We start from the raw sequence: 12301 nt of genomic DNA, 5'->3' as shown, positions 1-12301 counted from the left end.
TCCTGCCCTACCCGCTGCCCATTCGGTGACGGCCTGTGCGTTCCTCCGGCCTCCTGGATGACGAACCGCTACTCCGCCTTCAGCCTGTCATAGAGCAGCCTGAGCACAGCAGCGCTTTCGACCTTCAGCGCCAGCGAAACCGGCGAGCCGTCTTCCGAAACGCTCAGCGCCCCCGCATCCCGCGTCGAGCCCGTATCGACCGCAAGCTTCAGCGTTTCGCAGGTGAACAGCGCTTCGTCGAGCGCCAGAAGCATGACGCAAGGGTCGTGCAGCGGCCGGCTCTCGCCACCCGTCGTCGACTGGAAATAGGCGTCGATCAGCGCGCCGGATGCGACAGCCGCCGGCACGCCGGATGCTTGAAGCATGGCGGTGTCGTCGCGCGTGGCGCGCACCTTGCGGGTGACGTCTAGCGGGATCAGCGTGAAATCAAGCCCGGCGGCAAAGACGATCTCGGCGGCCTCGGGGTCGGCGGCGATGTTGAACTCGGCACGCGGGCCGATGTTGCCGGGCTCGTAGACCGCCCCGCCCATGGCGATGACGCGGCCGATGCGCTTTGCAGCCTCTGGATGATCGGTGGCGAGGCGCGCGATGTTGGTGAGCGGGCCGAGCGCCAGGATGTCGATGGTGCCGGCGTCAGCAGCCTTAAGCCTGTCGCGCAGCCAGGTGACGGCGTCACCGACAACCGGTTGGGCCAATGCATCGGGGAAGGCCACGCCGCCGAGGCCGTCGTTGCCGTGGATGTCGGCGGTGTCGAAACCCTTGCGCGACAACGGCCCGGCGGCGCCGGCGATGACGGGCACGTCGACACGGCCTTCGAGCGCCAGGATGCGGCCGGCATTGCGCGTGGTGGTGGCGATGCCGATGTTGCCGGCAACCGTGGTGATGCCGATGACGTCGAACTCGGCCGACTTCAGCGCCAGCAGGATCGCCACCGCATCGTCGATGCCGGGATCGGTGTCGATGATCACCTTGCGGGTCTGGGTCTGCTGCATGGCGCGGCCTTTCATTCCGGTCTCAAATCAAGTCCGGTCCCGCTTCGCATCATCGCCCCGGGTGAATCAAGCCGAAAAGCTTGCGCCAGTGGTCTGCCGATCCCGGCTGGCACAGAGGAAACCGGTTCCGATTTCGCCCGGCATGCAGTAGAGCCGAGGCCATGACCAAGACAGCCCCCCTGCCCGCCGACCTCCTCATCGATCCCGCCGACGAAATTCGCATCCGGCAGGATCTGGTGCTCACAGCACTTGGCAAGCGCGAGGCCGACCGCCTCGTCCAGCTCGGCCGCGTGCTCGACGTGCACACCTGCACCTGGATGGACGATTGCGAGGTGGCGATCCGTGGCCGGCGTATCGCCTATGTCGGCCCGGCGGGAAGCTTTCCTGGCAAGGCCCGCGAGACCATCGACCGCACCCATCTCGCCGCCGTGCCGGGCTTCGGCGAGGTGCACAAGCACATCGAGAGCTCGCATTTGACGCCCGAGCATGAGGCAGCGCTGGTCATGCCGCGCGGCAATACCTGGACCTGCGAGGCAAGCCACGAATTCTCCAACGTCAACGGCCCCAACAACCTCGAATTCTGGCTGACGGCCCGCCGCGCAGGCTCACCGATGAAGATTTTTCCCCTTCCCGGCTCGGCCGTGCCGCCGACCGCCTATGAAGGCGGCGGCGGGCATTTCGGCTATGCCGAGCAGATCGGCTTCCTTGGCGAAAACACCATGGTCGCCGGCCTCGACGAGGTCATGGACTGGCCCGCCGTGTGGAACCCCGAGAACCCGTCCTATGGCCGGCTCTGGGGCATGATCCAGGCGACCTTTGAAAAGCGCGGCGTGATCGAAGGCCATGGCGCGGGCCTGCGCGACCTAGCCTCGATCAACGCCTTCGCCGCCGCCGGCCTCTCCTCCGACCACGAGGCGTGGACGCCCGAGGAAGCGTGGGACAAGCTCAGGCGCGGCATCTTCATCGAGATCCGCCCGCATTCCATGCCCGACATCATCCAGGGCCTGCTCGAGCGCGGCCTGCGCGACTGGAGCCAGGTGGCGTTTGCCACCGACGACCGCAGCGCCTCCGACACGCTGAAGATGGGCGCGACCGACCACAATGTCCGCCTCGCCATCGAGAGCGGGCTTTCGCCCGAGATCGCCTACCAGTGCGTGTCGATCAACCCGGCGCGGCACATGCGGCTGACGCCTTTCGTCGGTTCGATCGCGCCCGGCCGCTTCGCCGACATGGTGCTGCTCGACAAGGCGGCGACGGCGTCGATCTCAGAGGTCTGGGCAGACGGCGAGCAGGTGTCCGAGGGCAAGAGCTTCACCGGCCACCTGCCAGATATCGACTGGCCGGAATGGGCGACGAAAACCGTCAATGTCGGCCGCAAGCTGACCGCCCAGGACTTCGCGATACCGGCCAAGCCTGGCCGCGAGACGATGCAGGCGGCACTGCTGCGCCCATTCCATTGGGACGACAATTTTATCACCAAGGAGTTGCCCGTGGCGGATGGCAAGGTACAGCGCGACACCGAGCGCAACATCACCAAGTTCGCCGTCGTCGACCGTTATTCGGGCAAGGGTCGGGTGGCCAAGATGTTCTGGCTCGGCTGTGGCCCGAAGACGCCTGACACCGCGGTGGGCTGCACCGTGGCGCACGACCAGCACAATATCTGGGTCGTCGGCTCGTCCGATGCTGCCATGGCCGAGGTGGTCAACCGCATTTCGGAGAACCAGGGCGGCTGGGCGCTGGTGACGGATGGCAAGGTGGTGGCCGACGTGCATTACGAGGTCGGCGGGCTGATGACCAACCGGCCGGCCGAAGCGCTCGATGCCGACATGGAAAAGCTCTACGCCGAGGCCAACAGGATCGACTGGCTCTACGAGCCTACATTCTCGCCGCGCTGGTTCCCCGGCTTCCCCGAGCGCCTGCAATTCGCCACGCTGACCTGCGCGCCGTGGCGCTGGGTGCTTGTGGCGCCGACGGATGCAGTCCCCGAGGGGTTTGTGAACGTGCAGACGGGCGAGAGCCACAAGGTGGTCTGGTAGCGACCACGCACCCTCATGGTGAGCTTGTCGAACCATGAGGGACTTGGCGCTGACGGAGGTAGCGTCTAGCGCCCTCGTGGTTCGACAGGCTCACCATGAGGGCTACTGAAGCGGTTTCGCTCGAAAGCCCCTCACCGTCACGGCTTCGCCGTGCCACCTCTCCCCCACTGCGTGGGGGAGAGGAACAAGTTCTGAGAGGCCAGACCTGCAAGATTGGCGATTCCTTTCCCCCAGGCAGTGGGAGAGGCGGTTCGCGCAGCGAACCGGTAAGGGGGTGCTAGCGGGGAGCGACCGCCCCTCAGCCCTTGTCTTCGGCAAACGCCGCAAGGATACGCGCCCAGGAGCGGATGCCTTTGCGGAAGCTGGTCAGGTCGTACTTCTCGTTCGGGCTATGGATGCGGTTGTCGAAACGGGCGAAGCCGATCAGCAGTGAATCCATGCCAAGCTTTTCCTTGAAGGCGGAGACGATCGGGATCGAGCCGCCGCTGCCGGCGACGGCCGCTTCGCGCTCCCATTCCTCGGTCAACGCACCGAGCGCCTTGGTCAGGAAAGCGCCGTCGATGGGCATGACGGTCGCCGCACTTGCGCCATGGTCGATGAACTCGACCGAGCAGTCTGCCGGGATGCGGGCGCGGACATGGGCGCGGAAGGCGTCGCGGATCTTCGCCGGGTCCTGGCCGGCGACGAGCCGGAACGAGATCTTGGACTGCGCCTTGGCCGGGATGACGGTCTTGAAGCCCTCTTCGGTGTAGCCGCCGATGATGCCGTGGATCTCGCAGCTCGGGCGCGCCCAGACTTGCTCAAGCACCGAGCGGCCGTTTTCGCCCGCAGGGATCGACAGCCCGATGTCGCCCAAAAAGCCCTTGTCGTCGAAGGGCAGGCGCTGCCACTGCGCCTTGATGGCGTCGGGCAGTTCGGTGACGCCGTCATAGAAGCCTTCGACCGCGACGCCGCCGTCAGGCGTGCGCAGGCTGGAGACGATATCGGACAGAACCTGCAGCGGGTTGCGCGCGGCGTTGCCGTAGATGCCCGAATGCAAGTCGCGGTTGGAGCAGGAGATGACGATCTCCTCCTTCAGCACGCCGCGCAGCATGGTGGTGACGGCGGGCGTCTCGGCGTCCCACATGTCGGTGTCGCAGACCAGCACGACGTCGGCCTTGAGTTCGGCGCCGGTGCTGTCGAGGAAGGGCGGCAGGCTTGGGCTGGAAATCTCCTCCTCGCCCTCGAACAGCACCGACACCTGGATCGGCAGGCTGCCGGAGACGGCCTTCCAGGCGCGGCACGCCTCGACGAAGGTCAAGAGCTGGCCCTTGTCGTCGGATGCGCCGCGGGCAACGATATGGGTCTCCCCGTCGGGCTGGGGCACCAGCATGGGCTCGAACGGATCGGAGTGCCACAGATTGAGCGGATCGACAGGCTGGACGTCGTAGTGGCCGTAAAACAGCACATGCGCCCCCTGCCCCGTGCGGTCGTGGCCGACCACCATCGGGTGGCGCGCGGTCGGGCGCACCGAGGCGTCGAAGCCGAGCTCGCCGAGTTCCTTGGTCAGCCATTCGGCGGCGCGCTTGCAGTCTGCGGCATGCGCCGGATCGGTTGAAACAGAGGGGATGCGGATCAGGTCGAACAGGCGCTCAAGGCTGTTGTCGATGTTGGCGTCGACATTGGCAAGCACCTCATCGAGGCGCGCCGTGGCTGCGGTCTTGTTCATGTCTTTTCCTTTCAACCGCCCGCGTCGATGCGGGCCATCTCGGCCTTGAAGCTCTTGGCCACCTGCAGCGCGTCGCGCAGCACCTTCTTGCGCTCGAGGCTAAGCACCTCGCGATCGCGCATCAGCCAGTCGCCGCCAACCATGACGTCGCGCACGTCGGTCGGCATGGTGGCGAAGACCAGCGTCGAATAGATGTCGTAGATCGGCTGCTGGCGCGGCGCGGCCAGGCTGAGGCGGATGAGGTCGGCCTGCTTGCCCGGTTCGAGCGAACCGATTTTTGCGTCCAGCCCGAGCACCTTGGCGCCGTCTCGCGTGGCCATGCGCACGACGTCGACCGAGGCCATCGGCTTGCGGCTGTGGCCGAGCAGCTTGGCGAACATCGACACCGGCGCGAACTGCGAGAACAGGTCGAGCGTGTTGCCGCTCATCGCGCCATCGGTCGAGATGCCCACGGGAATGCCAGCCTTGCGCATCGCCTCGACGGGCGCGATGCCGCGACCGGCCTTGCCGTTGGAGCGCGCGTTGTGGGCGACGCAGACCTGGGCATGGGCCATGCGCTCGATGTCGGACGAATCGACATGCAGGCAATGGGCGCAGATCAGGCCCTTGCGAAGCAGCCCGGCCTTCTCGACCACCTCGACCGGGCGCATGCCGTGGGTCTTGTGCGCCCACTCCATCTCCTGGTCGCTCTCGGCGAGATGCATCTGCACGGGCACGTCGGGATGATCGTCCGACCAGCGCGCGATGCGCTCCATGACGGCCATGCCGGTGGAATAGGGCGCGTGGGGAGCGATGGACGGCCTGACGCGGGTGTGGCCGGTGAATTGGGCGACCAGCGCCTCGGTCAGCGCGAAGCCTTCGTCGGCGTTCTTGTGGTCGGGCGGGTCGAAGTCGGCGATGGTCTGCCCAAGCACGCCACGGATGCCGGCACTGGCGACAACGCGGGCAACCTCGGTCTCAAAATAATACATGTCGGCGACCGAGGTGACCCCGCCCTCGATCAGTTCGAGCGCCGCCAGCGCCGTGCCGGCACGCACCGCCTCGGGCCGCACGAACTTGCGCTCCAAGGGCAGGATGTAGCGATAGAGCCGGTCGTCGACGTCCTCGCCAAGGCCGCGAAACAGCGTCATCGCCATGTGGCAGTGCGGGTTGACCATGCCGGGCATGACGAGATCGCCGCCGGCATCGAGCGTTTCAGCGCCGGCGACTGCGGACGCCTCGCCCGCTCCGACCGCCTTGATGATGCCGCCCTCGACATGGACCCAGCCCCTGTCGAGGACGGGCATGTCTTCGGTGCAGGGCAGGACGGTGGCGTTGGAAATGAGGATGGACATGGTCGCTCCTCAGTTACTCCGGCTTCAGCACGCAGCATTGGTCGGGCACCGGCACGAGCTTGGCGGTGCTGCCCGGCTCAAGCGGGCTCGACAGCGCGCCATTGGCGATCAGCATGCCCGCCGCCGTATCGCTCTGATACTGGTAGGCGCGGCCGAGATAGGTCCTGAGCCCCAGCTTCGCCGGAATGCCTTCAGCGTTGGGATCAGTGCTGACGGCAAGGCCATCGGCACGAGCAGCAAGAACGAAGGCATCCGGGATCGCGCCAAAGCGATCCTGCGACAGCTTGAGTTGCGAGCCGTCGGGCGTCGTTGCTGTGACGGTCGCACCGTCACGCGCCGAAACTTTCATCGGCACAAGGTTCTCGAAGCCGACGAAACGGGCAACGAACGCGTTGGCCGGGCGCTGGTACAGCGTCTCGGGCGTATCGAACTGCATGATGCGGCCGGCATTCATGATGGCGACACGGTCGGAGATCGAAAACGCCTCTTCCTGGTCGTGGGTGACGTAGACCGAGGTCGTGCCGTTGGCGCGCTGCAGCTGGCGGATCTCGACGCGCATGTCGACACGCAGCTTGGCGTCGAGGTTGGACAGCGGCTCGTCGAACATCAGGAGCGGCGGCTCGATGACCAGCGCACGGGCAAGTGCGACGCGCTGCTTCTGGCCGCCCGAGAGCGCGCCCGGCAGACGGTCGGCGAGCTGCGACAGGCCGACGCGTTCGAGCATCGCCTTGGCGCGTTTTTCGCGCTCGGCAGGAGCGATACCACGCTGCTTGAGGCCGAAGCCGACATTGTCGAGCACGGAAAGATGCGGGAACAGCGCGTAGTTCTGGAACACCAGGCCAATGTCGCGCTTGTAAGCCGGCAGACGGGTCAGGTCCTTGTCGCCGAGGCGGATCGAGCCCGAGGTCGGTTCGAGGAAGCCCGCGATGAGGCGCAGCGTCGTTGTCTTGCCGCAGCCAGAGGCGCCGAGCAGCGAGACGAGCTCGCCTTTGCCGACCGACAGCGACAGGTCCTCCAGCACCTTGGTGGCGCCGTAGTGGGCGGTGAGATTCTGGACTGTAAGTGCCTGGGTCATAAGGTTCTACTTCGCAAGGAAGGTGAGGCCGAGCGTGCGCTCGACGATGGCCATGACTGCGACGGTCAGCAGCATCAGCAGCACCGAAACCGACGCGATCGTCGGATCGAAGAACTGCTCGACATGGGCGAGGATCTGGATAGGCAGGGTCGAGACCCCGGGTCCGGTGAGGAAGAGCGACGTCGACACGTCGTTGATCGAGGTGATGAAGGCCAGGATGAAGGCCGCGATCACGCCGGAGCGGACATTGGGCAGCACGATGGTGAAGAAGGTCTTCATCGGCGGGCTGCCGAGGCTGACGGCGGCCTCCTCGATCGAGAAGTCGAAGGAGGCGAGGCTGGCCGAGACGACGCGCACGCAATAGGGCAATACGAGCAGCATGTGGCCGACGAGCAGCGTCAGGAAGATCGGCGTCTGCATGCCGACGGCGACCGACTTCAGCAGCGAGAAGCCGAGCACGATCTCGGGCACCAGGATCGGCAGCACGAACACGGTCGACAGCCAGGTTGGCAGCTTGATGCGGTAGCGGTTGAGCGCATAGGCAGCAGGAATACCGATCAGCAGTGCCAGGCCGGTCGCAAGGAACGCAAGCTCCAGACTGGTGATGATCGTGCGCTTGAAGGCGCTGATGGCGAAGATGTTTTCGAACCAGCGCAGCGTCAGACCTTGCGGCGGGAAGGTCAGGTAGGTGGTGTCGCTGACCGAGGCGCCGAGCACGATGATCAGCGGCCCCATCAGGAAGATGTAGACCAGGACGGTGAACAGGATCAGCAGGGGATTGATACGGCTGGTCATCATGTCGCCATCGGGTTGAGGCGCCGCGCGATGCGGCTCATGGCAAGAACCACAGTGACAGTGATCACCACCATGATTGCTGCGATTGTGGAGGCGCCGACCCAGTCGAACGAGACCATGGCACGCTGGTACATCAGCGTGCCCATGACCATCTGGCGCTCGCCGCCGAGCAGCTGCGGCGTGGCGTAGGCGGTGAAGGAACCGGTGAAGACGAGCACTGCACCGACGATGAGGCCCGGCACGGCGAGCGGCAGGATCACCTGGCGGAACGTTCCGGCCGGCGTAGCGCCGAGCGAGGCCGAGGCCTGGACGACGTCGTCGGGGATGTTTTCGAGTACGCCGACCAGCGTCAGGATCATCAGCGGCACGAACAGGTAGACCATCGCGACGATAACGGAGCCCTGGGTGTAGAGCATCGACAGCGGCTCGCTGATCGCGCCGATGCTGACGAGGAAGTTGTTCAGGATGCCGTTCTTGCCGAGGATGATCAGCCAGGCAAAGGAGCGCACGACGACGCCGGTCAAGAGCGGGAAGACGGCTGCGATGATCAGGAGGCTCTTCAGCTTGCCAGGCGACTTCGACACGACATAGGCGGTGAGGAAGCCGACGACCAGCGAGATGGCGGTTGTCGCCAGCGAAATCTCGATGGTGCGCCAGAGCACGGTGCGGCGGAAGCCGCTGTTGAAGAAGGCGACGTAGGGCGCGAAGATGCCGCCATCCTCGCCGAAGGTCGTGGCGATCGTAGCGGCCACCGGCAGTATCAGGAATACCAGCACCGCCAGCGTGGCCGGCGCAGCGAGCCACCATCCGGCATATCGTTTCAGCATGAAGTCCGATCTCTTCCAGTTACCAGGGTGCGCGGCACGGAGGCGGCGGCACTTGCGAGCTTGCTAGCCTTCATTGACCAATCGCGAAAGGTGCAGATTGCCGCAAAGTGAGATGCAAGGCGGAAATTGGGGCGGATGCCACCGGAAACGCACAGAAAAAAGGAGGGGCGCGAGGCCCCTCCTTCCGCAGTCTTACATGCCGAACACTTCGTTCCAGCGATCGACCCACTCGGTCTTGGCCGTGTTCATCTTCTCGTAATCGACCTGCTTCAGCGAAGCGATCATGTCGGCGCCGTAGGTCCACAGCTTGGCCTGCTCAGGGGTCAGCTCGACCGCCTTGACGACCGGCGCATCAACACCGTTCTCGGCGGTCTTCTGCTGGACTTCCTTCGACAGCACAAAGTTGATGAACTCATGGGCGAGCTCGACGTTGGCAGCGCCCTTGGGGATGTTGATGGTGTTCAACGTGGCGATGGCGCCATCCGACAGGTTGGCCCAAGCGGCGGTCGGCACGGCGGCCTGGATCTGGGCCAGCGTGAAGTCCTGCGCGATGGCCGCCGAGATCTCGCCGGTCGAGAACAGGTTCACCAGTTCGGAACCGGTGTTGTAGTTCTTGACGACGTTCGGCTTGAGATCCTCGATCGCCTTGAAGGCGGCGTCTGCGTCGGCGAAGGCGTCGACGCCGGCATGGGTGCCAGCCACCATCACGGCCATCGGGCCGGCGGTGGTGGTGATGCCCGGCAGCGACAGCGAGGCCTTGAAGTCTTCCTTCCAGAGGTCGTTCCACGAGGTGATCGGCGCCTTGACCTTGGCGCTGTCATAGATCACGCCGACGCGGCCGATGGTGTAGGCCGGGCCGTACTCGCCCTGCGGTGCCTTGGCGATGTCGTAGAGGCCTTCGAGGTTCGGCACCTTCGACTTGTCGATGGGCTGGAACAGGCCTTCCTTGATGCCGATCTGCGAATAGGCGTCGGTGAAGTAGGCGACGTCGACGCCCTCGCCATTGCGGATCTTGATCTTGTTGAGGCGGTCGGCATTGTTGCCGGTCTCGAACACGACCTCGCAGCCACATTTCTCCTTGAACGGCTTGATGATGTACTCATCGAGCTTGTCGCCGTTGAAGCCCCACCAGGAGATGGTCAGCGTCTTGCCCTGGGCGAGGGCCGGTGCGGCGACGAGCGCCGTCGCGAGGCCGGCAACGCCAGCCGCGAGAAGGGTGTGAAATCGTGTCATGGAAAGCCTCTGTTGTTTGACGCCCTGGCGCCAGGAGGCGCACCGAGGGACGGTTGAGCCTATTTTCGCAGCAGCTAGGGCGCAACTCCAAATGTTGTGCAGCGCACATCATTGTGGGCCAAGCTCAGCCAGTTTTCGTGTCGTCGCCGGTCTGCGCCGCATAAGCTCTGACGGCCGACGCGCAGGCGTCGAGATACGCATAGCCATATCTCATGTCGGGCTCTAGATACGCCCCCTCGCCCCACTCGTTCCAGGCATTGAGGAACACCATCCGCTCAGCTGCGGGATTGGCCCTGGCCCGCAGCATCGCGTGTCCAAGCCAATCCTGAAACAAGGCAGGCGTCGACCCGTGGTAGATCTGGGCCGACGTCGGCCGACGGGCACTGTTGTCCCAGCACGGCATCACACCTGGGTGAACCACCCCAGCAGCGGCCGGCGCGGCCTTTTCGGCCGCCACGACGTCTGGATAGAGACGGATTCGCCCGCCTTTCTTGATCGCCGAAACCGCCAGGCTGCTTTCGATGTTCGGTGTCCTAACACCGTGCGGAGGAAACTCCGACAAGGCATCAAAGCCAGACTCCGCATGGTCAGCGAAGTCGAAGGCATTCGTCGCGATGAGATAGATGCCCGGATATCCCAACCGCTCCATTTCGCCACGCCAGCGCGCTATAGTCGCCTTGAGGTCGGGAAACAGGCTCGCGCGATAAACCGTGAAAACCGGCTTTCCGTCGATCTTCAGATAGCGTGGGTCACGGAAATATCTGTCGAGGCCGCGAATGACAGCGACATCGTCTTCGGCTGAATGTGTTTGCGCCATGAGCAGGTCTTGCTCACGTCCCGACCAGCGCCGCGACCAGGGCTCGTTGGCCCAGCACAGGCAGAATGGCAGATCGAGGTCAGCTGTTTGCAGGTAATGATCAAGCGGACCTTCAAGCAGGCGCTTGCCGCCAAACCAATAAAAGTGGAAGCAAAAGGCCGAGATGCCATACAGCTTGGCAAGTTCCACCTGCCGCTGCATGACCTCGGGCACGCGCAGGTCGTAATAGCCCAGTTCGCCTGGCAGACGCGGCTGATAATGCCCCTCAAAGACCGGGAATGCACGCGCGACATTGCGCCACTCGGTAAAACCCTTGCCCCACCACTCGTCGTTTTCCGGGATTGGATGGAATTGCGGCAGGTAGTAGGCGATCAGGCGCACATCGACGGGCGATGGCCCTTTGCTGGCGATCGGCACATAGTCCGATGGCGGATAGTTCGCCTGCGCGTTGTCGACGTAGCAGTCGTAGAGGCTGCTGGCCGCCGGCCGGTTGGCGGTCGCGGATTTCGCAGCCCCGCGAAGTGCCGTCCACAGCCTGCGCAGCACTGAGGGCTTCTCGCGCCACGGTGCGCCAGACTGAGCATTCATGAATGTTTTCCAAAGTTACCGATGGGGTCGCCGTTCAGCCCGCGCATGAATCCTTGGAGCTTGGCACGGCGCGCCTTATTGAACAGCACATGTGGCATCAGCAATCTCAGCCGCGTGCGGTAGCGCTCTGCAGGCAGATCCAGCGGGCGCTTATGCTTGTTCATGACATAGACCAGCGAGCGGCCCATGGCCTCGCCCTTGATCCGGCCGGACTCGATCGAGCGCGCGCTGGAGTTCCCTTCCGCATGGTCGACAACAGCTTTCGCGGCGAGTTGCAACTCGATGCCGGCCTGACGCAGCCGCAGACTGAGGTCATCGTCTTCGTGAAACAGGAAGATTTCCCGGTCGAAGCCACCGATCTGCTCGAAATGTTCGCGGCGAATGAAAATACAGGCGCCGTGCAGAACCGGGATGATGCAATCACCTTGAGGCGGCGCTCCGCGCCAGGACTCCGATTGCGGCAGCAGCCTCGACCAGCGCTTGAACCTCCGCCGCGCTCCGGAAAAAAACTGCGGATTGAACGCGGCATTGGGATAGGCATTGGCAGCAGAGACTAGCGCCTCGACGGCACCGGCTTTGATCCTGAGGTCAGGATTGACAAAGAGCAGGAACGTCGCGGTGCCGGCAGCTGCACCGACATTGCAGGCACCGCCGTAGCCGATGTTGTTGCCGATTTCGACCACCGTCGCCCCACTGGCGGACGCAAGCGCGACTGAATCGTCAGAACTGGCGTTATCGGCAACAATGACATTCACGCAATCGGGAACGCTTCTCATGAATGCGCCCATTACGCGCCCACTGTTATGGGTAACGACAACCAGATCGACATCTATCTTCATGCGCTAGTCAGCTTCGCTCCATATGCGCCGCGTTCGGCAGTCGACGCCGCCAATCCA

Annotated in this window: 10 protein-coding genes; 1 reads left to right on the top strand and 9 read right to left on the bottom strand. The window is 64.4% G+C overall.

Annotation, left to right across the window (positions count from 1 at the left end; all coding sequences use genetic code 11):
• Positions 1–68: 68 nt before the first annotated feature.
• On the bottom strand, positions 69–1007 hold the full coding sequence (locus C8K44_RS03400) for a nucleoside hydrolase (RefSeq protein WP_109574335.1): 939 nt from the start codon (positions 1005–1007) through the stop codon (positions 69–71).
• A gap of 146 nt (positions 1008–1153) precedes the next feature.
• Between C8K44_RS03400 and C8K44_RS03395 the strand changes: the two genes are divergently transcribed.
• Positions 1154–3028 (top strand): adenine deaminase C-terminal domain-containing protein, encoded by a 1875-nt coding sequence (locus C8K44_RS03395; RefSeq protein WP_109574334.1) that lies wholly within the window; start codon positions 1154–1156, stop codon positions 3026–3028.
• Positions 3029–3326: 298 nt separating this feature from the next.
• Here C8K44_RS03395 and C8K44_RS03390 read toward each other — a convergent pair whose 3' ends face one another.
• The 8 genes from C8K44_RS03390 to C8K44_RS03355 all read right to left on the bottom strand — a co-directional run bounded on the left by C8K44_RS03390 (position 3327) and on the right by C8K44_RS03355 (position 12244).
• A complete protein-coding gene (locus C8K44_RS03390) occupies positions 3327–4736 on the bottom strand; it encodes a M20/M25/M40 family metallo-hydrolase (RefSeq protein WP_109574333.1) in 1410 nt (469 codons plus the stop codon).
• 11 nt (positions 4737–4747) lie between these two features.
• On the bottom strand, positions 4748–6070 hold the full coding sequence (locus C8K44_RS03385) for an amidohydrolase (RefSeq protein WP_109574332.1): 1323 nt from the start codon (positions 6068–6070) through the stop codon (positions 4748–4750).
• A gap of 13 nt (positions 6071–6083) precedes the next feature.
• Positions 6084–7145: an ABC transporter ATP-binding protein gene (locus C8K44_RS03380; RefSeq protein ID WP_109574331.1), complete on the bottom strand. Its 1062-nt coding sequence runs from the start codon at positions 7143–7145 to the stop codon at positions 6084–6086.
• Positions 7146–7151: 6 nt separating this feature from the next.
• Positions 7152–7943 (bottom strand): ABC transporter permease, encoded by a 792-nt coding sequence (locus C8K44_RS03375; RefSeq protein ID WP_199226997.1) that lies wholly within the window; start codon positions 7941–7943, stop codon positions 7152–7154.
• Complete coding sequence (locus C8K44_RS03370; RefSeq protein WP_109574448.1) at positions 7940–8764, bottom strand: ABC transporter permease; 825 nt, start codon at positions 8762–8764, stop codon at positions 7940–7942. Before C8K44_RS03370 ends, C8K44_RS03375 begins: the two co-directional genes overlap by 4 nt.
• 195 nt (positions 8765–8959) lie before the next feature.
• Entirely contained in the window at positions 8960–10000 is a 1041-nt protein-coding gene (locus C8K44_RS03365; RefSeq protein WP_109574329.1) for an ABC transporter substrate-binding protein, read from the bottom strand.
• Positions 10001–10124: 124 nt separating this feature from the next.
• On the bottom strand, positions 10125–11405 hold the full coding sequence (locus C8K44_RS03360; RefSeq protein ID WP_109574328.1) for a glycoside hydrolase family 99-like domain-containing protein: 1281 nt from the start codon (positions 11403–11405) through the stop codon (positions 10125–10127).
• Positions 11402–12244, bottom strand: coding sequence for a glycosyltransferase family 2 protein (locus C8K44_RS03355; protein WP_109574327.1), 843 nt, complete (start codon positions 12242–12244; stop codon positions 11402–11404). Before C8K44_RS03355 ends, C8K44_RS03360 begins: the two co-directional genes overlap by 4 nt.
• Positions 12245–12301 lie beyond the last annotated feature (57 nt).

The organism is Aminobacter sp. AP02 (genome assembly GCF_003148805.1).
Classification (GTDB): Bacteria; Pseudomonadota; Alphaproteobacteria; order Rhizobiales; family Rhizobiaceae; genus Aminobacter.
Note: the sequence above shows the minus strand (reverse complement) of the source record. Positions and strands in the feature narration are given on the sequence as shown.

What these genes read in the sequence shown, in the direction of transcription:
- C8K44_RS03395 (WP_109574334.1), top strand. Translation starts at nt 1,154, where the DNA reads ATGACCAAGACAGCCCCCCTGCCCGCCGACCTCCTCATCGATCCCGCC.
- C8K44_RS03365 (WP_109574329.1), bottom strand. Translation starts at nt 10,000, where the DNA reads ATGACACGATTTCACACCCTTCTCGCGGCTGGCGTTGCCGGCCTCGCG.
- C8K44_RS03380 (WP_109574331.1), bottom strand. Translation starts at nt 7,145, where the DNA reads ATGACCCAGGCACTTACAGTCCAGAATCTCACCGCCCACTACGGCGCC.
- C8K44_RS03400 (WP_109574335.1), bottom strand. Translation starts at nt 1,007, where the DNA reads ATGAAAGGCCGCGCCATGCAGCAGACCCAGACCCGCAAGGTGATCATC.
- C8K44_RS03385 (WP_109574332.1), bottom strand. Translation starts at nt 6,070, where the DNA reads ATGTCCATCCTCATTTCCAACGCCACCGTCCTGCCCTGCACCGAAGAC.
- C8K44_RS03375 (WP_199226997.1), bottom strand. Translation starts at nt 7,943, where the DNA reads ATGATGACCAGCCGTATCAATCCCCTGCTGATCCTGTTCACCGTCCTG.
- C8K44_RS03360 (WP_109574328.1), bottom strand. Translation starts at nt 11,405, where the DNA reads ATGAATGCTCAGTCTGGCGCACCGTGGCGCGAGAAGCCCTCAGTGCTG.
- C8K44_RS03355 (WP_109574327.1), bottom strand. Translation starts at nt 12,244, where the DNA reads ATGAAGATAGATGTCGATCTGGTTGTCGTTACCCATAACAGTGGGCGC.
- C8K44_RS03390 (WP_109574333.1), bottom strand. Translation starts at nt 4,736, where the DNA reads ATGAACAAGACCGCAGCCACGGCGCGCCTCGATGAGGTGCTTGCCAAT.